This is a genomic window from Actinosynnema sp. NPDC091369, assembly GCF_044757065.1.
GTDB lineage: Bacteria > Actinomycetota > Actinomycetes > Mycobacteriales > Pseudonocardiaceae > Actinosynnema.
Genome location: NZ_JBIVUG010000004.1, coordinates 324735 through 343837, shown reverse-complemented (window position 1 = coordinate 343837; position 19103 = coordinate 324735). Strand labels below are relative to the sequence as shown.

General features: G+C 71.5%; 19 protein-coding genes. 12 read left to right on the top strand and 7 right to left on the bottom strand.

Translation table 11 applies throughout. From position 1 onward, the window contains the following. The first annotated feature begins 87 nt into the window (after positions 1-87). From yajC to ACIQMJ_RS18065, 6 genes are all read left to right on the top strand, one after another. Positions 88-453 (top strand): preprotein translocase subunit YajC, encoded by a 366-nt coding sequence (yajC, locus tag ACIQMJ_RS18090; RefSeq protein WP_499762110.1) that lies wholly within the window; start codon positions 88-90, stop codon positions 451-453. Between the two features lie 140 nt (positions 454-593). Next, positions 594-2441 (top strand): protein translocase subunit SecD, encoded by a 1848-nt coding sequence (gene secD / locus ACIQMJ_RS18085; protein ID WP_499762109.1) that lies wholly within the window; start codon positions 594-596, stop codon positions 2439-2441. A gap of 1 nt (position 2442) precedes the next feature. Beyond that, positions 2443-3639, top strand: a complete 1197-nt coding sequence (secF, locus tag ACIQMJ_RS18080) for a protein translocase subunit SecF (protein ID WP_499762108.1) — start codon at positions 2443-2445, stop codon at positions 3637-3639. Further along, a complete protein-coding gene (locus ACIQMJ_RS18075; protein ID WP_499762107.1) occupies positions 3636-4154 on the top strand; it encodes an adenine phosphoribosyltransferase in 519 nt (172 codons plus the stop codon). Before secF ends, ACIQMJ_RS18075 begins: the two co-directional genes overlap by 4 nt. 229 nt (positions 4155-4383) lie before the next feature. After that, a complete protein-coding gene (locus ACIQMJ_RS18070; RefSeq protein ID WP_499762106.1) occupies positions 4384-6684 on the top strand; it encodes a RelA/SpoT family protein in 2301 nt (766 codons plus the stop codon). Positions 6685-6879: 195 nt separating this feature from the next. Beyond that, the gene (locus tag ACIQMJ_RS18065; protein ID WP_499762105.1) at positions 6880-7041 is read left to right on the top strand and encodes a hypothetical protein; all 162 of its coding nucleotides are present in this window, start codon (positions 6880-6882) and stop codon (positions 7039-7041) included. Between the two features lie 135 nt (positions 7042-7176). Here the strand turns inward: ACIQMJ_RS18065 and ACIQMJ_RS18060 are convergent, their stop codons facing one another. Then, positions 7177-8040 carry a peptidylprolyl isomerase gene (locus tag ACIQMJ_RS18060; protein WP_499762104.1) on the bottom strand — a complete coding sequence of 288 codons (864 nt, stop codon included), beginning with the start codon at positions 8038-8040 and terminating at the stop codon, positions 7177-7179. A 145-nt stretch (positions 8041-8185) separates the two neighbouring features. Here ACIQMJ_RS18060 and ACIQMJ_RS18055 point away from each other — a divergent pair, with 145 nt between their 5' ends. The 3 genes from ACIQMJ_RS18055 to ACIQMJ_RS18045 are packed head-to-tail and all read left to right on the top strand — an operon-like array spanning position 8186 to position 10785. Further along, on the top strand, positions 8186-8887 hold the full coding sequence (locus ACIQMJ_RS18055) for an MBL fold metallo-hydrolase (protein WP_499762103.1): 702 nt from the start codon (positions 8186-8188) through the stop codon (positions 8885-8887). Positions 8888-8893: 6 nt separating this feature from the next. Beyond that, on the top strand, positions 8894-10159 hold the full coding sequence (hisS, locus tag ACIQMJ_RS18050) for a histidine--tRNA ligase (protein ID WP_499762102.1): 1266 nt from the start codon (positions 8894-8896) through the stop codon (positions 10157-10159). Continuing rightward, positions 10156-10785: a hypothetical protein gene (locus ACIQMJ_RS18045; protein WP_499762101.1), complete on the top strand. Its 630-nt coding sequence runs from the start codon at positions 10156-10158 to the stop codon at positions 10783-10785. Before hisS ends, ACIQMJ_RS18045 begins: the two co-directional genes overlap by 4 nt. 37 nt (positions 10786-10822) lie before the next feature. Here the strand turns inward: ACIQMJ_RS18045 and ACIQMJ_RS18040 are convergent, their stop codons facing one another. From ACIQMJ_RS18040 to ACIQMJ_RS18030, 3 genes are all read right to left on the bottom strand, one after another. Next, positions 10823-11686, bottom strand: coding sequence for a spermidine synthase (locus ACIQMJ_RS18040; protein ID WP_499762100.1), 864 nt, complete (start codon positions 11684-11686; stop codon positions 10823-10825). Positions 11687-11717: 31 nt separating this feature from the next. Further along, positions 11718-12143, bottom strand: coding sequence for a hypothetical protein (locus tag ACIQMJ_RS18035; protein WP_499762099.1), 426 nt, complete (start codon positions 12141-12143; stop codon positions 11718-11720). Between the two features lie 64 nt (positions 12144-12207). After that, positions 12208-12636, bottom strand: coding sequence for a peptidase inhibitor family I36 protein (locus tag ACIQMJ_RS18030; protein WP_499762098.1), 429 nt, complete (start codon positions 12634-12636; stop codon positions 12208-12210). Positions 12637-12849: 213 nt separating this feature from the next. Between ACIQMJ_RS18030 and ACIQMJ_RS18025 the strand changes: the two genes are divergently transcribed. Next, positions 12850-13212 carry a DUF1304 domain-containing protein gene (locus ACIQMJ_RS18025; RefSeq protein ID WP_499762097.1) on the top strand — a complete coding sequence of 121 codons (363 nt, stop codon included), beginning with the start codon at positions 12850-12852 and terminating at the stop codon, positions 13210-13212. On the opposite strand, the gene ACIQMJ_RS18020 is transcribed toward ACIQMJ_RS18025, so the two are convergent. Further along, complete coding sequence (locus ACIQMJ_RS18020) at positions 13139-14605, bottom strand: YibE/F family protein (protein WP_499762096.1); 1467 nt, start codon at positions 14603-14605, stop codon at positions 13139-13141. The two genes, ACIQMJ_RS18025 and ACIQMJ_RS18020, sit on opposite strands and share 74 nt — an antisense overlap. 135 nt (positions 14606-14740) lie before the next feature. Between ACIQMJ_RS18020 and ACIQMJ_RS18015 the strand changes: the two genes are divergently transcribed. Next, positions 14741-15367 carry a nitroreductase family protein gene (locus ACIQMJ_RS18015; RefSeq protein WP_499762462.1) on the top strand — a complete coding sequence of 209 codons (627 nt, stop codon included), beginning with the start codon at positions 14741-14743 and terminating at the stop codon, positions 15365-15367. On the opposite strand, the gene ACIQMJ_RS18010 is transcribed toward ACIQMJ_RS18015, so the two are convergent. After that, entirely contained in the window at positions 15338-16450 is a 1113-nt protein-coding gene (locus tag ACIQMJ_RS18010; protein ID WP_499762095.1) for an AAA family ATPase, read from the bottom strand. The genes ACIQMJ_RS18015 and ACIQMJ_RS18010 overlap by 30 nt on opposite strands. Continuing rightward, on the bottom strand, positions 16447-17097 hold the full coding sequence (pnuC, locus tag ACIQMJ_RS18005) for a nicotinamide riboside transporter PnuC (protein WP_499762094.1): 651 nt from the start codon (positions 17095-17097) through the stop codon (positions 16447-16449). Before pnuC ends, ACIQMJ_RS18010 begins: the two co-directional genes overlap by 4 nt. 46 nt (positions 17098-17143) lie before the next feature. Here pnuC and ACIQMJ_RS18000 point away from each other — a divergent pair, with 46 nt between their 5' ends. Then, entirely contained in the window at positions 17144-19048 is a 1905-nt protein-coding gene (locus ACIQMJ_RS18000) for an intein-containing Rv2578c family radical SAM protein (RefSeq protein ID WP_499762093.1), read from the top strand. Positions 19049-19103 lie beyond the last annotated feature (55 nt).

Here is a 19103-nt window from a genome sequence, read left to right as displayed (position 1 = left end):
TCACCTGGCACAATCGGCAGCGGCACCCCAGAAATTCGGACGTACCGGGCGCTGATCGCGCTCGCCCGTCCGGTTGATCGGAGAATGATGGACCTGTCCTCCTTGATGTTCCCGCTGCTGCTCGTGCTGCTCGCGGTGCCGCTGTTCCTCAGCGCCCGCAAGCAGAAGCGGGCCGTCGCCGAACAGCAGGCGCTGCTGAACTCCCTGGAGCCGGGTGACCGGGTCATGACCACCTCCGGGCTGTACGCGACGGTGGCCGGCGTGAACGACGAAGACAACACGATCGACCTCGAGATCGCCGACGGCGTGGTCACCACTTGGCTGCGCCAGGCCATCCGCGAGAAGGTGGTCGTGGACACCGAGACCGACGCGGTCGTCGACGACGTCGAGGACGTCGAGGTCGTGGACGAGACCGCGGACGTCGAGCGCGCACAGCAGGAGACCAAGAAGTAACCCGAAGTAACCAGCGGACCCCCGGGCCTGGAGCCGGCAACTGTCAACGTGCCGACTCCAGGCAGTGACGCGCAGCTCACACCATCAGGGGTACGCTCCCGCTTCGCTGACCTTGTCAACTATCAGGAGACGGACGGACCGTGGCACCTCCGGCCGGGCAAATCCGCCCCGCGAAGTACCTGGGCGCATTTGTCCTCATCGTGGTCGCGCTGTACTCCCTGGTGTTCTTCACCGGGAACGGCAAGGCGACACCCAAGCTCGGCATCGACCTCCAGGGTGGCACCCGTGTCACGCTGACCGCCCGAGCTCCTGATGGGAAAACGCCCTCCGAGGAGTCGCTCAACCAGGCGCGCACGCTCATCGAGACGCGCGTCAACGGTCTGGGCGTGGCCGGTCCGGAGGTCATCCGGGACGGCACCAACCTGGTGATCACGGTCCCGGGCTCCGACAGCGAGGGCGCCAAGCGCCTCGGCCAGACGGCGAAGCTGAACTTCCGCAAGGTCATCGGCTCGCCGGTGCCCAACGCGCCGGAGCCCGCCCCGACCGAGAGCAGCGCGCCGTCCCCGTCGGGCTCGGCCGCGCCGACCACGACCGGGTCGGCCGCGCCGGACGCGAGCGCGGGCAAGGAGCCGTCGGAGACCGCCTCGGTCGCGCCGACGACCGCCCAGGGCCGCCCGGCCCCGGCGTTCGAGGGTCAGCCGGAGACCACCACCCCGCCCGCCGAGGCGACGACGCCGTCCGCGCCGCCGGCCGAGGAGAAGCCGCAGGTCGACTGCCGCGCGGTGTTCCAGGGCCAGTACTCCGACGACCCGACCAGGGCCATCGAGGAGTCCCGCACCTGCCGCCAGGACCCGCAGCTCACCACCCTGGACGCGCAGACCGTGTCCCAGGCGCTCAACGCGTTCACCTGCCCCACGGTCGACCCGCTGATCGGCAACGACGACCCGGCGCTGCCGCTGCTGACCTGCGACCAGGACCGCACCGAGAAGTACGTGCTGGCCCCGGTCACCCCGCCGACCGACGGCAGCGTCAAGGACGACGACTTCAGCCTGTACTCGCGCCTGAGCGGTGAGGACATCGACAACGCGGTGTCCGGCACCGACCCGCAGGGCGCGGGCTTCGTGGTCGACCTCACCTTCAAGGGCGAGGGCGGCGACAAGTGGGGCAAGTTCACCTCGGCGAACGTCTCGCAGCAGGTCGCCGTCGTGCTGGACAGCCAGGTCGTGTCCGCGCCGAACATCAACGAGCCCATCCTGGGCGGCTCGACGCAGATCAGCGGCAAGTTCAGCCAGGCCGAGGCGACCAGCCTCGCCAACGTGCTCAAGTACGGCTCGCTGCCGCTGTCGTTCGAAGCCTCCGAGGCGGAGACGGTGTCCGCGACGCTCGGCCTGGCCTCGTTGCAGGCCGGCCTGATCGCGGGCGGCATCGGCCTCGCGCTGGTGTTCGTGTACTGCCTGTTCTACTACCGCCTGCTCGGCGTGCTGACGATCCTGTCGCTGATCCTGTCCGCCGTGGTCGTCTACGCGGTGCTGGTGCTGCTCGGCCGCTGGATCGGGTTCACCCTCGACCTCGCCGGCATCGCCGGTTTCATCGTGGCGATCGGTATCACCGCGGACTCGTTCGTGGTGTTCTTCGAACGGTTGAAGGACGAGATGCGCGAGGGCCGGTCGTTCCGGTCCGCAGTGCCGCGGGCCTGGGTCCGCGCCCGGCGCACCATCCTGTCCGCGGACATGGTCAGCTTCCTCGCCTCGGCCATCCTGTACGTGCTGGCGGTCGGCCAGGTGAAGGGCTTCGCGTTCACCCTCGGCATGTCGACCGTGCTGGACCTGATCGTGGTCTTCCTGGTGACGCACCCGCTGGTCGCCATGGTGTCCAAGTCGAAGCGCCTGTCCAGCCCGAAGCTCTCGGGCCTGGGTGGCGCCGCCCAAGCCGGTGCCGACGACCGCGCGCTGTCGGGTGCGAAGAGCACCGCTGTGAAGGAGGTCTGACGTGGCCGGGACGAAGAAGGCAGGCGTCTTCCATCGCCTCTACGTCGGCAACGGCGCGTTCGACATCGTCGGCAAGCGCAAGCGCTGGTACGTGATCTTCGGGGTCATCCTGCTGATCTGCGTCCTGTCGATCGTGTTCAAGGGCTTCAACCGGGGCATCGACTTCACCGGCGGCACGCGGGTGCAGATGCCCGCGGTGAGCTCGTCCGGCACGATCAGCGTCGAGGCGGCCAAGGAGTCGTTCGAGAAGGCCCTCGGCAAGGAGCCCGCCGCCACGCAGACCGTGGGCACGGGCGACGCGGCGACCATCCAGATCCGGTCGGAGACGCTGAACGCCGACGAGGTCGCCAAGCTCAAGACCACGCTGAACGAGGATCTGAAGCCGAACGGCGGCGAGAGCGCCATCAGCGACAGCGCCGTCTCCGCCTCCTGGGGCGGTGAGATCACCAACCAGGCGTTGATCGCGCTGCTGGTGTTCTTCGTCGCCGTGATGATCTTCCTGGCGCTGTACTTCGAGCTGTCGATGGCGATCGCCGCGCTGGTCGCGGTGCTGCACGACGTCGTGATCACGGCGGGCGTGTACTCGCTGGTCGGCTTCGAGGTGTCGCCCGCGACGGTCATCGGTCTGCTCACCATCCTCGGTTTCTCGCTGTACGACACGGTGGTCGTGTTCGACAAGGTCCGGGAGAACACCCGCGGTCTGCTCGGCCTGACCCGCCGCACCTACGGCGAGGCCGCGAACCTGGCGGTCAACCAGACCCTGATGCGGTCGATCAACACCTCGTTGATCGCGCTGCTGCCGGTGCTGGGCCTGCTGGCGATCGGCGTGGGCCTGCTCGGTGTCGGCACCCTGAAGGACCTGGCGCTGGTGCAGCTGACCGGTATCGCGATCGGCGCGCTGTCCTCGATCTACATCGCGACCCCGGTCGCGGTGGACCTGAAGATGCGCGACGCCCGCTACAAGGCGCAGGCCGCGCGGGTGCGGGCGCGTCGGGAGAACCTGGCCCGCAAGGCCGCCGCCGGCGAGGTCACGGGCGAGGTCGCGGGCGGTGGCGACGTCGTGGAGTCGACCGACGACGAGTCGCTGCAGGCCGAGTTGCGCAAGGAGAAGGCCATGGCGGCCGCGGCGGGCGTGCCCACGCGGACCGGCAAGGCAGGCGACGTGCGGCGCCGCCCGACGGGCAAGAAGCACCGTTGAAGCTCGACCGCGCCCTAGGGCTGCTGCGTGAGGTCCCGGACTTCCCCCTGCCGGGGGTCGTGTTCCGGGACCTCACGCCGGTCCTCGCCGACCCGGACGCGCTGCGCGCCGTGGTCGACGCCCTCCAGGACAAGATCCACCCCGACACCCAGGTGGTCGCCGCGATCGAGTCGCGGGGCTTCCTGCTGGGCGCGGCGCTGGGCTACGGCTGGCACTACGGCGTCGTGCCGCTGCGCAAGCCGGGCAAGCTGCCGGCGGTGGCCCACCGGGTGTCGTACGCCCTGGAGTACGGGACGGCGACGCTGGAGCTGCCCGCGGAGGCCGTGACGCCCGGTCAGCACGTGGTCGTGGTGGACGACGTGCTGGCGACCGGTGGGACCGCGGCGGCGGCGTGCGAGCTGGTGGAACGCGCGGGCGGTGTCGTGACCGGGGTGTCGGTGGTGCTGGAGATCCCCGGGCTGGGCGGGCGTGAGCGTTTGGCGGGCCGTGAGGTGCACGCGCTGCTCAGCGTGTGAACTGCCGGCGCGGGGCGATTACGCAGGGTGGTCGAGGCGTCGTCGTTGCCAGTTGACGGCTGTTGAGAGCGAGCAGCGACCCGTTCGCGCTGGTGGAGCGGACCGGGCGCGACCGGTGGAGCTGAATCACAGGTGCTGCTCACCGTGTGAACCGCACCGCTCATCGGCTCGTCGGCGAGGCAGGGGCCGCAACGGAGTTATCCTCGGTTCCTAGACCCGAGGAGCGTGGTTGAGCCAGGACACCGAACCCGCCCAGACGTCGCAGCCCGTGCCCGCACGGCCGCCGTCGGCGACGAGGCGCGTGCGCGCGCGGCTGGCACGTCGGATCACCGCCCAGCGCGCCGCGCCGGTCAAGCAGGTGCTCGAACCGCTGGCCGCCGTCCACCGCGACCTGCACCCCAAGGCCGACCTGGCGCTGCTCCAGCACGCCTACGACGTCGCGGAGGAGAAGCACCGCCCCCAGCGGCGCAAGTCCGGCGACCCCTACATCACCCACCCGCTCGCCGTGGCCACGATCCTGGCCGAGCTGGGCATGGACACGACCACGCTCGTGGCCGCCCTCCTGCACGACACGGTCGAGGACACGGACTACTCGCTGGACCAGCTGCGGGTCGACTTCGGCAACGAGGTCGCGCTGCTGGTCGACGGCGTGACCAAGCTCGACAAGGTCAAGCTCGGCGCGGCGGCCGAGGCCGAGACCATCCGCAAGATGGTCATCGCCATGGCCAAGGACCCCCGGGTGCTGGTCATCAAGCTGGCCGACCGGCTGCACAACATGCGCACCATGCGGTTCCTGCCGCCGGAGAAGCAGGCCCGCAAGGCCCGCGAGACGCTGGAGGTGCTGGCGCCGCTGGCGCACCGGCTGGGCATGGCGACGGTGAAGTGGGAGCTGGAGGACCTGGCGTTCGCGATCCTCCAGCCCAAGAAGTACGACGAGATCGTGCGCCTGGTCGCCAACCGCGCCCCGTCCCGCGACACCTACCTCGGCGGCGTCATCACGGAGCTGTCCCAGCAGCTGGCCGCGGCCCAGATCACCGCCAAGGTCGAGGGCAGGCCCAAGCACTACTACTCGATCCACCAGAAGATGATCGTGCGCGGTCGGGACTTCGACGACATCCACGACCTGGTGGGCGTGCGCATCCAGGTGGACGAGGTCCGCGACTGCTACGCGGCCATGGGTGTGGTGCACGCGCTGTGGCAGCCGATGCCCGGCCGGTTCAAGGACTACATCGCGCAGCCCCGGTTCGGGGTGTACCAGTCGTTGCACACGACGGTCATCGGGCCGGACGGCAAGCCGCTGGAAGTGCAGATCCGCACCTACGACATGCACCGGACCGCCGAGTACGGCATCGCGGCGCACTGGCGGTACAAGGAGACGCGCGGCACGCACAGCGGCAAGGGCGTCGAGGTCGACGAGATGGCCTGGATGCGGCAGCTGCTGGACTGGCAGCGGGAGGCCGCCGACCCCGGCGAGTTCCTGGAGTCGCTGCGCTTCGACCTGGCCGCGCGGGAGATCTTCGTCTTCACGCCGAAGGGTGACGTGGTGACGTTGCCGACCGGGTCGACGCCGGTGGACTTCGCCTACGCCGTGCACACCGAGGTGGGGCACCGGTGCATCGGCGCCCGGGTGAACGGTCGGCTGGTCGCGCTGGAGCGCAAGCTCGAGAACGGCGAAGTGATCGAGATCTTCACCTCCAAGGCGGAGGGCGCCGGCCCGTCGCGGGACTGGCTGTCGTTCGCGGCGTCGCCCAGGGCCAAGGCGAAGATCAAGCAGTGGTTCGCCAAGGAGCGCAAGGAAGAAGCGATCGAGGTCGGCAAGGACGCGATCGCGAAGGAGGTCCGCCGCGTCGGGCTCCCGTTGCAGCGGTTGGTCTCGGCCGACTCGATGGGCGCGCTGTCGAAGGAGCTGCACTACCCCGACGTGTCTGCGTTGTACGCGGCCGTGGGCGAGGGGCACACGTCCGCCCGGCACGTCGTGCAGCGGTTGGTCGCGCAGCTCGGAGGGGTGGACCACGCAGAGGACGAGCTGGCGGAGCGCTCGACGCCGTCCACGGTGGCGCGGCGGCGGGTGACCGGTGACGCCGGTGTCATCGTCAAGGACGCGGCGGACGTGTGGGTGAAGCTCGCGCGGTGCTGCACGCCGGTGCCCGGTGACGACATCCTGGGCTTCGTGACGCGCGGTGGCGGGGTGTCCGTGCACCGGACCGACTGCACGAACGCGGACGAGCTGCTGAGGACGCCCGAACGGCTGCTGGACGTCGAGTGGGCGCCTTCGTCGTCGTCGGTGTTCCTGGTGGCGATCCAGGTGGAGGCGCTGGACCGGCACCGGTTGCTGTCGGACGTCACGAAGGTGCTGGCCGATGAGAAGGTCAACATCCTGTCGGCGTCGGTGACGACGTCGCGGGACCGGGTGGCGGTGTCGCGGTTCTCGTTCGAGATGGGCGATCCGAAGCACCTCGGGCACGTGCTGAAGGCCGTGCGGAGCGTCGAGGGTGTGTACGACGTGTACCGGGTGACGTCGGCGTCGTAGCGGCAAGGGCTGGAAGGCGAAGATCGAAAAGCAAAGATGAAGAGTCCTCGCCGGACGGGCAGATCAGCAGGATGACCCCTGCGTCCGCGGTGATCTCCGGTTGCGTTGTGGGTCGGGTTTCGCTGGGCAGGGCGTGGTGGTGCGGGTGACTTTGGTGCTGTTGATTTTCGATAGGTATCGAGCGACACTCGATGTATGACCCTGTTTGTGGCCGGCTTTGTGAGTGTTCTGGGCGTCGTTGCCGTCGTGCTCGGGGAACGTGACGATTCGCCCGGGCTCCAGGGCATCGGCGTGCTGCTCGTGGTGGCCGCGATCGTCTACGTGGTTCGGTCCGTGCGGGCGGCGCGGAGGCGGTAGGTGGTTCGCGTCAGCGAAACGTCATCGGTCGGTGCGACCATCGGGGCAGGTCGGCCTCACCAGCCGACGGGGAAGACGCAGAGGCCCGGCAACTCCTCTCCCGAGTTGCCGGGCCCCTGCGCGTTCCGGGTCGTCCTAGGCGGCGGTGACCGTCTCGAACTTGACTTCCTTGTTCGGCTTGCCGCCGCCGGGGGACGGGTCGAAGGAGCCGTCGTGGCCGGCGCGGGCCACCTCGTCGATCAGCTTCAGGCCGGCCTCGTCCAGGCTGCCGAAGACCGTGTAGTCGGGCGAGAGCTGGGCGTCGCCGTAGACGATGAAGAACTGGCTGCCGTTGGTGCCCTTCTGGGTCTCCGGGTCGGCGCCCGCGTTCGCCATGGCCAGGTAGCCGCGACCGTAGGTCAGTTCCGGCCAGGTCTCGTTGTCGAAGGTGTAGCCGGGGCCGCCGGTGCCCGTGCCGGTCGGGTCGCCGCACTGGAGCATCTGCAGGCCCTCGGTGCCGATGCGGTGGCACGTGCTGCCGTCGTAGTAGCCCTGCTTGACCAGGTTGACGAAGCTGTTCACCGCGCACGGCGCGAGGGCGCGGTCCAGGGTGAGCTTCAGCTCGCCGATGTTGGCCTTGATGGTGGCGGTGGCGGTGCCGGTCGCGGGGGCGCTGCCCTCGGGGGCCTTCGTGCCCTCCTTGGAGGCGGGCTCCTTCGACGGCCGGTACTCGCAGGTCGCCGGGTCCGCGATGGGGGTCGGGCGCGTCGGCAGCGCCTTCACCTCCGTCGGGATCTGGATCGGGGCGGCCGAGGTCGAGCTGGCCGCGGCGGCGTCGTCGCCGGAGTTGCCGAAGTCGGCCGTGGCGAGGAAGTACACACCGCCCGCGACCACGACGACGGTGACCGCCGTCGCGACGACCGCGATCACCCGGCGCCGCTTCGCGCGCTCCGCCCTGCGGACGAGCTGGCGTTCCAGCTTCCGCTTGGCCTGCTCGCGGCGCTGCACGTTGGTCGGCACCTGCAACCTCCCTGATCTCTGCGTCGACGGCGACGATCGGTCAGCAGTCTAGGGGGCGGGTATGTGACTGGTGTATGCCGGATAGGCTGCTTCACGGGGTCCACCGGGATCCGTTGTCGATCCGTTGCCGTCGAGAGGTGGTCCCGTGCTGGTGATCGGGTTCCCGACCGGGGCGCTCCAGGCCAACTGCTTCGTGCTGGCCGCGGGTGCGGGGGAGGCGTGCGTGGTGGTCGACCCCGGCCAGGACGCGGCCGAACCGATCGCGGAGGCGCTGCGCGAGCACCGGCTCTCCCCGGTGGCCGTGCTGCTCACGCACGGGCACTTCGACCACACGTTCTCCGTCGCGCCCGTCTGCGACGGCAACGACATCCCCGCGTGGATCCACCCCGAGGACCGCGAGATGCTGGCCGACCCGCTCAAGGGCATCAGCGCCGAGTCACGGGCCTTCTTCGGCGGCAACCTGGAGATGCGGGAGCCGCGCGAGGTGCGCGAGCTGACCGACGGCGCCGAGCTTGACCTGGCCGGCCTCCGGTTGACCGTCGACCACACACCGGGCCATACCGGCGGGTCGGTGATGTTCCGCGCCGGCACCGAGGAGGGCGGACGGCTCGTGCTGTCCGGCGACACCCTCTTCGCCGGCTCCATCGGACGCACCGACCTGCCGGGCGGCAACCACCGCGAGATGCTGACGTCGCTGCGCACCAAGGTGCTGACGTTGGCCGACGACACGGTGGTCCTGCCCGGCCACGGACCGACGACGACCATCGGCCGCGAGCGCGCGAGCAACCCGTTCCTGCTGGAGCTGGGCTCCTCCGACGCTCCCGCCGCACCTCACCGAGGACTGTAGAGAACAGTGACGACCCCCTTCGCCGCGCCCAAGGGCGTGCCCGACTACTTCCCGCCCGCCTCGGCGTCGTTCGTGGCGGTGCGCGACACCCTCGTGGCCGCCGCGCGCCGCGCCGGCTACGGCTACATCGAGCTGCCCGTCTTCGAGGACACCTCGTTGTTCGCCCGCGGTGTCGGCGAGTCGACCGACGTGGTCAGCAAGGAGATGTACACCTTCACCGACCGCGGCGGCCGGTCCATCACGCTGCGCCCCGAGGGCACGGCCGGGGTGATGCGCGCCGTCATCGAACACGGGCTCGACCGCGGCCAGTTGCCGGTGAAGCTCGCCTACGCCGGCCAGTTCTTCCGGGCCGAACAGCCCCAGGCGGGCCGGTACCGGCAGTTCCACCAGGTCGGCGTCGAGGCGATCGGTGTGGACGACCCGGCGCTGGACGCCGAGGTCATCGCGGTGGCCGACGCGGGTTTCCGCGCTCTGGGGCTGACCGGTTTCCGGTTGGAGCTGACCTCGCTGGGCGACTCCACGTGCCGCCCGCAGTACCGCGAGAAGTTGCAGGCGTTCCTGGCGAAGCTGCCCCTGGACGACGAGACCCGCCGGCGCGCGGAGCTGAACCCGCTGCGCGTGCTGGACGACAAGCGCCCCGAGGTGCGGGAACTGGTCGCCGACGCGCCGTTGATGGTGGACAACCTGTCGGCCGAGTCCCTGGCCCACTACGAGCAGGTCAAGGGCTACCTCAACGAGCTGGGCGTGAACTTCGTCGAGAACCCCCGCATGGTCCGCGGGCTGGACTACTACACGAAGACCACGTTCGAGTTCGTGCACGACGGCCTCGGCGCCCAGTCCGGCATCGGCGGCGGTGGCCGGTACGACGGCCTGATGGAACAGCTCGGCGGCCAGCCGCTGTCCGGCGTCGGCTTCGGCCTCGGCGTCGACCGCGCCCTCCTCGCCTGCCAGGTCGAGGGCGTGACGCCGGGCGACGAGACCCGCTGCGACGTCTACGGCGTCCCCCTGGGCGAGGCCGCGAAGTCCCGCCTGGTCGCGCTGTCCGCCCCGCTGCGCGCCGCGGGCGTCCGCTTCGACCTGTCTTATGGCGGCAAGGGCCTCAAGGGCGCGATGAAGGGCGCTGACCGCTCCGGCGCGCGCTTCGCGCTGGTCCTGGGCGAGCGCGACATCGAGGCCGGCGTCGTGCAGGTGAAGGAGCTCTCGTCGGGCGACCAGCGCGAGGTGCCGCTGGCGGACGTGGTGACGTCGGTGCTGGAGGCGTTGGGCCGGTGAGCGAGCGGATTGCCCTTGACCTGCTCGACCCGAAAGCGGTGCGCAAACGCGCGCGCACGGTCGCCATCGGCGCGCTGATCGTCGCCGCAGCCTTCGGCGGGTTGCTGGGCCTGCTCGCCGGTCGCACCGCCGGCCTGGTCACCGCCGCGATCTTCGCCGTCCCGCTCCTCATGCTGGCCTGGTCCGAAGCCCGCCGCCGGGTCTGGCTGGAAGGCCACGTCCTCTCGGTCCGCGCCTTCGGCACCCGATCGGTGGACCTCCACACCGCCGACCAGCTCGACCTCCTGGTCACCGACGTCCGGGGCACCCGCACCGTGGGCCTCTTCGTCCGCGGGGCGGGCAAGGCCATCAACCTCGCCCTGGCCATCTACGCCGGCACGGGAGGCCGCGAACAAGGCGTCCTCCCGCTCCGCAAGCTGGCCGACGTCCTGGCCGGCCGGGGCGACGCCCCGGGCCTGGTCTTCTCCGAGCTCCTGGTCGCCCAGCTCCGCGCCGAAGCCCGGGGTCTCGCCGCCGCCGACCGCCCCCTCTACAAGCTGGGCTCCCTGGCCCCCACGGGCCGCCTCGCCCAGAAGCTGAACCCCGAAGCCATCTCCCGCTTCGTCGCCACCCTCGACCAGTCCTGACCGCCGGGTCCGACCCACCTGCCGGCCGGCGGGGACTTCACTCGTCCGGCAGACCCCACGTGCCCTTCGGTGGCGGAGGGGACTGGGTGGCCGTCGCGTCCGTCATCGCCGGCACCCCGCCGATGAACCGGATCAGGGAGTCGTCGTGCTCCACCCGACCGGGGAACGGGTCGCCGGCGGTGAGCCTGGTCAGGGCGGCCACCGGCAGCTCCACGTGCGACCCGACCAGCACGAAGTTCCCGAACCTGCGCCCCCGGAAGACCGCCGGCTCGGCCAGCACGCACACGTGGGGGAACACCGCCCGCACGGTCGCCGCCTGCGCCTTGGCGAAGGCCAGCTTGCCCCCGTCGCCGATGTTCGCCGCGTAGACCCCTCCGGCGCGCAACACCCGCGACGCCAGCGCCACGAATTCGACCGACGTCAAATGCGCCGGCGTCCGCGCGCCGGCGAAGACATCCGTCACCACCAGGTCGAAAGCACCCTCCGGCGCTTTCTCCAGCACCGCCCGCGCGTCGCCGTTGCGGATGCGCAACCGCCAGTTCCGGTCCAGCGGCAGCACGCCGCGCACCAGGCCGATCAACGCCGCGTCGATCTCCACCACCTGCTGGCTGGACCTCGGCCGCGTCGCCGCGATGTACCTCGGCAGCGTGAGCGCGCCACCGCCCAGGTGCAACGCCCGGATCGGCTCGCTGCCCGGTGCGACGAGGTCCGCCACGTGCCCCAACCGCCGCAGGTACTCGAACTCCAGGTGCGTCGGGTCGTCCAGGTCCACGTGCGACTGCGGGGTGCCGTTCAGGCGCAGCATCCACGCCCGGGGCACGTCGGGATCGGGGACCAGCTCCGCGATGCCCGAGTCGACCTCCCTGCTGATGGTCTCATCGGCTTTTCGGATCCGTCCCACCCGCCGATTATCCCCGACGAACCGGCCCCGCTCAGCGGTCCCCGGCGGTCGACCCGGGGAGCGCCTGCGTGCGGCGCTTGCGGTCCGGGAGCCGGTCGACCAGCCGGCCCAGCCGCTCGGTCGTGCCCTGCAACGGGCCGAGCGCGGCGGCCAGCACGCGGATCGACTCGTCGAGCTGCCCGGTGTTCCCGGCCAGCGCGGCGATCCTGGGCTCCAGCTCCACCAACTGCCGCTGGACCGCCTCCAGCTGGTGCAGCGCCTCGGGCATCTCGTTGGCCAGGAACGTGGCGAGCTGCTCCAACCGCTCCAGCGTGCCCCGCAGCTCCACGACCTGTGGCAACGCCTGCACCAGCGGGGTGAGCTGCTCCAGTGCGCCGGCGATGCGCGGTAGCGCGAGCACCCCCGACACCAGCCCGGTGGCGACACGGGTGGCAAGACCCAGCACGGTCCGCAGCATGCCCCGTACCGTACCGCCGGCCCCGCCGGGAGGGCCGGGCGAAACGTCACCCGGCCCCACCGCGTCAGGCGACGCAGGTCCCCGCGGTCCAGCGGTGGGACCGCAGGAAGACGCCGCCCGCGGTCACGTTCCAGTACGACTGCTGCGGCGCGCAGTCGAACCAGCTCCCGTAGTCCGCGGCCTGGTAGACGTTCACCCCGGTCAGGGTGGGGCTGACCCCGTTGTTCCGGTACGACTGCACCTTCAGCCCGCCCGACCACGAGCAGGTGATCGACCCGGACCGCCAATCCGGGTCGTAGTCCGACCAGCTGCACCGGCTGCCGGTCCCGTCGAGCCCGGTCCACGCGCAGAAGTTGCCCGACGGGCACTCCCACGCCTGGGCCGTCACGTCACCGGGTGCCACCCGCACCACCCGCACGCCCTCACCGGCCGCGGACGCCGGCGCGATCGTGCCGCCGACCAAGGCCGCCACGCCCACCAGTACCGCGACCACACTTCGGAATGTCTTCAAGGCTCCCCCTCCAACGCGATGACACGTGGATGCCCGCGCCCGTTCGGGGTTGAGGCGGAGAAGTCGAACGGGCTGTTCCGCGGAGCGCCGTCGACACTAGGGCCGACCCGCCGGCCCGGTCGCCGGCCGAGCGGACGGCCGTGAGGGCAGCGCCCGTGTGGTCCGGCTCGCCGCACGTGGTTACGCTGCACAGCCGTGCAGCTCGCCGCAGACGTCCTCACCGCGCTCGTCGCGGCCATCCACCTCTACATCGTCGTGCTGGAGATGTTCCTCTGGAACACCCCGCGCGGTCGCGCGACGTTCGGCACCACGCCCGAGTTCGCCGCCGAGTCGAAGGTCCTCGCCGCGAACCAGGGCCTCTACAACGGCTTCCTCGCCGCCGGGCTGATCTTCGCGCTGATCGCCCGCGGCACGACGGGGTTCGCCTTCGCCGTGTTCTTCCTGATCTGCGTGATCGTCGCGGGCCTGTACGGCGCGGCGACGGTCAGCCGTCGGATCCTGGTCGTGCAGTCCGCGCCCGCCGCGATCGCGCTGCTGCTGGTTCTGCTCGCCCGGTAGCCGGTGCGGCCGGTCGCCGCCACGGCCCCTTGGCCGGGTCGTACCCGGTGCGCAGGTCACCCCGCACGTGCCGACGCCACAACGGCTCCGGCTCGCGGGGTGCCCGGCCCACCGACCCCGTCGGCTCGTCCGGCTCCACCGGCTCGGCCACGTCGGGCACCGTCTCCCTCGCCGCCACGAACGCCGCCAGCGCCGTCGTGATCGGCACCGCCGCCACCAGCCCGATGCTGCCCACCAGCGTCCGCACGACCTCCTGCGCCACGTCCTGCGCGGTCAGGATCTCGCCCAGGGTCCGACCCGACAGCGCGAACGCCAGCAGCAACGGCAGCGCCGCGCCCGCGTACGCCATGACCAGCGTGTTCACCACCGACGACAGGTGGTCGCGCCCGATCCGCGACCCCGCCGCGTACAGCTCCCGGAACCCCAGCGACGGGTTGGCCCGCCGCAGCTCCCACACCGCGCTCGTCTGCGTCACGGTCACGTCGTCCAGCACGCCCAGCGCGCCGATGATCGTGCCCGCCAGCAGCAACCCCCGCGTGTCGATGCCGTGCCCGAGCAGCGACACCAGGTTCGCCGTGTCCTGGTCCAACCCGGTCAGCTTGCCGAACGCCGAGAACAGCGCGCCGAGCACGCCGATCAGCGCCAGGCTCACCAACGTCCCCAGCACGGCCGTGGACGTCCGCGCCGACACCCCGTGCGTCAGGTACAGCACCACGAACATGATCAGCCCCGCGCCGACCACGGCCACGGTCAGCGGGCTCTCCCCGGCCAGGATCGCGGGCAGCACGAACAGCACCAGCACCACGAAGCTGAGCACCAACGCGCCCAGCGCCGCCAACCCCTGCCACCGGCCCAGCAGCAGCACCGCCGCCGCGAACAGCACCGCCAGCAGCAGCAGCGGCACGCCCCGCTGGAAGTCGGCCAGCTGGTAGGACGTGCTGTCGTTCGGGTCGCCCCCGCCGTAGGACAGGACCACCGCGTCGCCGACGGTGAACTTCGGCGTCCCCGGCTGGTCGGGCACCGGAACCCGGATCTCCCGGCCCGACGCCGCGCCGTCGCTCATCTTCACGGTCACCAGCACGCACCCCGTGGCGCCGGGCTCCGCCGCGTCCGGACCGCACCCGCCCAGCACCACCTGCGTCACGTCACCGCGCACCGGCACCTGCGCCAGACCGGCCTCCGCGCCCGTGCGCTGCTCGTGCCCGAACGGGTACAGCAGCAGCGCGCCGACCACCGTCGCCAGCACGAACGGCAGCAGGAGGACCACCAGCAGCTTGCGCACCGGTCGGGAGGCGGGCTCGGCGGGGCCGTGCCCGTGGCCGTGACCATGGGCGGCGATGAGGTCCTTTGCGCGCACGCGCACATACTGCCCGTCGACCCCACTCGTTCGCATGTCGGACAGTTCGGTGCGAATTTCGCGGTGAACCCTTCAGCCGAACCCCGGCGGTGCCACGCTCGCCGCGTGACCACGAACTGGACACCCATCCACGGCCGGTCCTTCGAGCCGGTCCCGTACCGACCGGCCAGGATGCCGGTCGACGACTCCCTGCGCACGGCCGCGGAACTGCGTGCGCGCATGCGGGAACGCCGCACGGTGCGCATGTTCTCCGGCGACCCCGTCCCCGAGCAGGTGGTGGTGGACGCCATCGGGGTGGCGTCCACCGCGCCCAGCGGCGCGCACCAGCAGCCCTGGACGTTCGTGCTGGTCAAGGACCCGGAGGTGCGCCGGCGCATCCGTGAGGCGGCCGAGCACGAGGAACGCGTCTCGTACGCGGGCCGGCTCGGCGACGAGTGGCTGGACGCGCTGCGCCCGCTGGGCACGGACGACGTCAAGCCGCACCTCACCGACGCGCCCGCGCTGGTCGTCGTGTTCCAGCAGCGGTACTACCTCGACGCCGACGGCACCCGCCGCAAGCACTACTACGTGGACGAGTCGGTGGGCATCGCGGTCGGCATGCTGCTGACCGCGCTGCACCTGTCCGGGCTCGCCGCGCTGACCCACACGCCCTCGCCGATGAAGTTCCTCGGCGAGGTGCTGGGCCGCCCGCGCAACGAGAAGGCGTTCGCGGTCATCCCGATCGGCTACCCGGCCGACGACTGCGTGGTGCCCGACCTGGTGCGCAAGTCACTGGACCAGGTCTTGGTCACCATCTGACGGCGCCAACGGGTCGGCGAACCGGAAGTGCGCCGCCACCGCCTCCTCGCACGCCGCCAGGGCCTGGCGCAACCGCTCCCGCGGCGACCCCGTGACGAGCCGCCACGGCACACCCCGGCGTGCCAACCCGGCCCGGAACAACCCCGTCATCCACTCCCGCAGGTGCTCACCGTCCCGCCACCCGTCCTGCTCGAACGGCACGCCGACGTGATCGGTCAGCAGGTACAGCGCGGGGCGGTGGGCGTCCGGCGCGATGTCGGGGTGCGGCGCGCCGAGGTACCGGTGGCCCCACACGGTCGCCGCCCACGGATCGTTGTCGCACACCAGCACCGGCCCGTCCACCGCCGCGTCGGCCGACTCCTGCTGCCTGCGCGCCACGTCCTGGAAGTCGCCGACCGTCCACACCAGATCCTCGACGCCCGCGCCGGGGTCGAACGCCCGCGCGGCGGCCAGCTTCAGCTCGGTGTGCTCGCGCCCGTACTCGGCCACCCACGGCGCGCCCAACGCCTCCGCCAGGTCGCGCGACAACGTCGTGGTGCCGGTGCTCTCCGCCCCTACGACGACCACCCGCGCGCACAACCCGACCCGGGTCGCCCGCGCCAGCCGCTCCCACTGGCCCCGCGGATCGGTCCGCACCGCCGTCCCGGACACGGGGAACGCGGTGCGCTCCAGGTCCACCAGCACGTGCCGCGCGCCGAGCCGCTTGGCCATCTCCTCGCCGTAGTGCTCGCTGGAGAACACCGCGTCGACGACCGCCGACGCCGGGTCGCCGTCCAGGATGGCCCGTCGCGCGAGGACCGCCCGCGCCACGCCCATGTGCAGCTCCCACACGCGGTCGCTGTGGAAGTCCATCTCGTGGTCGTCCACGTCGCCGAGCACGACGAGGCCGGGCGTGCCCGCGTGCTCGGCGCGCAGCCACGCCACCCGGTCGGCGACCGGGATGGACTCCGCGCTCGACGCCAGCACCGTCACGGTGGTGCGCCTGCTGCGCGCGGCGGCCGTGCGGATGAGGTGGTGGTGGCCGACGTGCGGGGGGTAGAACTTGCCGAGCACCAACGCGTGGTCGAACTCCGGGCCGGTCACGCGGCGACCGCCCGTTCGCGCTCGTCCTCGCGCAACGCCTTGGTCCAGTTGCGCAGGCCGAGCACGCACAACGCCATGAACCCGACGTAGAGGATCGCGGTCAGCCACAGGTCCTTGTAGGCGTACAACGGAACGTAGATCACGTCCGCGGCGATCCACAGCCACCAGCACTCGACCTTCTTGCGGGTCTGGCCCCACGTGGCCAGCAGCGAGAGCACGGTGGTCACGGCATCCGCCCACGGCACGGTCGAGTTGCTGAACGTGGTGAGCACCCACACCAGCAGCAGGGTGCCGGCCACGCCGGTCCCGAGCAGCCACCACCACTGCTCGCGCGTGGTGCGACCGACCGGCAGCGGGGTGTGCTCGACGCCGCCCCGCAGCCACGCCCACCAGCCGTACAGCGCGAGCACCACGTAGACGACCTGGAGGCCCGAGTCGGCGTACAGGCCGCTGGTCGCGAACAGGACGAGGAAGGCGAGGTTGTTGAGGATGCCGATCGGCCAGTTCCACGCGTTCTGCCGGGCCACCAGCCACACGCAGAGCGCACCGGTGACGAAACCCGCCACCTCGCCCCAGCTCGTGGTGGCGCCCGCGAACGTGAACGCGGTGGTCTTGAAGGGCCACAGGATGATGTCCAGCACAGGCACAGGGACTCCGATTGACCGTTGTTCGAACACGTGTTCGAATGTGGACATGCGATGGGACGGGCAGAAGGACGGGGCGGACCGGCAGCAGGCTCTGCCGGGTTTGCCGGGGCTGGTGCGCAGCGTACGAACTCCCGACTTCGCCGACGTCGTGTTCCACGAGGTGAACGCCAAGTCCGTGCTCAACAAGGTCCCCGGCGGCGGCCTGCCGTTCGGCTGGACGGTCAACCCGTACCGCGGCTGCACGCACGGCTGCACGTACTGCCTGACCGGTGACACGCCCGTGCTGCTGGCCGACGGCCGCACCAAGCCCATCGCCGAGCTGGCCGTGGGCGAGGAGGTGTTCGGCACGCGGGAGGGCCGGTTCGTGGTCACCCGCGTGCGGGCGCACTGGAAGACGACCAAGCCCGCCTACCGGCTCACGTTGGGCGACGGCACGCAGGTCGTGGCGGGCGGCGACCACCGGTTCCTCACCGACGAGGGCTGGAAGCACCTGACGCCGGGCCGGTGCGACGACTTCGAGGAGCGCCCGCACCTGGTCAAGGGCGCGCGGCTGGTCGGCACGGGTCGGTTCGCCGCGCCGCCCGCGCAGGGCGACGAGTACCGCACCGGCTACCTGTGGGGCGCGGTGCGCGGCGGGCTGCCCAGCCACCCGGACGTCCTGGCGCGCGTGCGCGAGTTCGCCGGCGGCCGGGTGCCGCGCGAGAACGAGCTGGTGCGGTGGCCGGCCGCGCCGGGGGAGGAGTGGTCGAAGGGCTTCCTGGCCGGCCTGTTCGACGCGCGCGGCAGCTCGACCGGCGGCGAGCTGGTCGTGTCCAGTTCGGACAGCGCGGTGTTCGAGGAGGCGGTGCGGGCGTTGACGCGGTTGCGCGTGTCCCACGTGGTCGAGGTGCGCGGGGTGCGGATCGTCGGCGGGCTGGCCGAGCGGCTGCGGTTCCTGCACCTGGTGTGCCCGGTGATCCCGCGCGGCAACGCGGTCGAGGGCATGGCGGTGCCGCTGGCGCCCGGGCTGGTGGTCGTGTCGGTGGAGTCGCTGGGCGTGACGCGGACGTTGTACGACATCACCACCGGCACCGGCGACTTCGTGGCCAACGGCCTGGTCAGCCACAACTGCTTCGCCCGCAACACGCACACCTACCTCGACCTGGACGCCGGCCGCGACTTCGACACCCAGGTCGTGGTGAAGGTCAACGCGGTCGAGGTGCTGCGGACGCAGCTGCGGTCGAAGCGGTGGCGGCGCGAGCACGTGGCCATGGGCACGAACACCGACCCGTACCAGCGGGCCGAGGGCCGCTACCGGCTGATGCCGGGCATCATCCGGGCGCTGGCCGACTCGGGCACGCCGTTCTCGATCCTGACCAAGGGCACCGTGCTGTCGCGGGACGTCCCGCTGCTGGCCGAGGCCGCGTCGTCGGTGCCGGTGGGCATCGGCGTGTCGCTGGCCCTGCTGGACCGCGAGCTCCAGTCGGGCCTGGAACCGGGCACGCCCAGCCCCCAGGCGCGGCTGGAGCTCGTGCGCCGGGTGCGGGACGCGGGGTTGCCGTGCGGGGTGTTCGTCGCGCCGGTGCTGCCGAAGCTGACCGACTCCGAGGAGCAGCTGGACGCGTTGCTGGCCTCGATCGCCGAGGCGGGCGCGACCGGCGTGACGGTGCTGCCGCTGCACCTGCGGCCGGGCGCGCGCGAGTGGTTCGCCCGGTGGCTGGTGCGCGAGCGGCCGGACCTGGTGGACGACTACCGCGGCCTGTACGCGCGCGGGTCCTACGTGGACGCCCGGTACCGGCGGTGGCTGGCCGCGCGCATCCGACCGCTGCTGGAGCGGCACGGCCTGGACGCGCGCGGCAAGCGGGACGCGGTCGGCGTGCCCGGCGACGACGAGGGCCTGTGGCCGGAAGGCAGCCTGCCGTCCTCGACCCCGCCCGCTCCCGTCGTCCAGGACCAGCTCACCCTCCTCTGACCCGAGAGTCCCACGTTCAGGTCCCGAGAGTCCTACGCTCAGGACCCCTGAATTC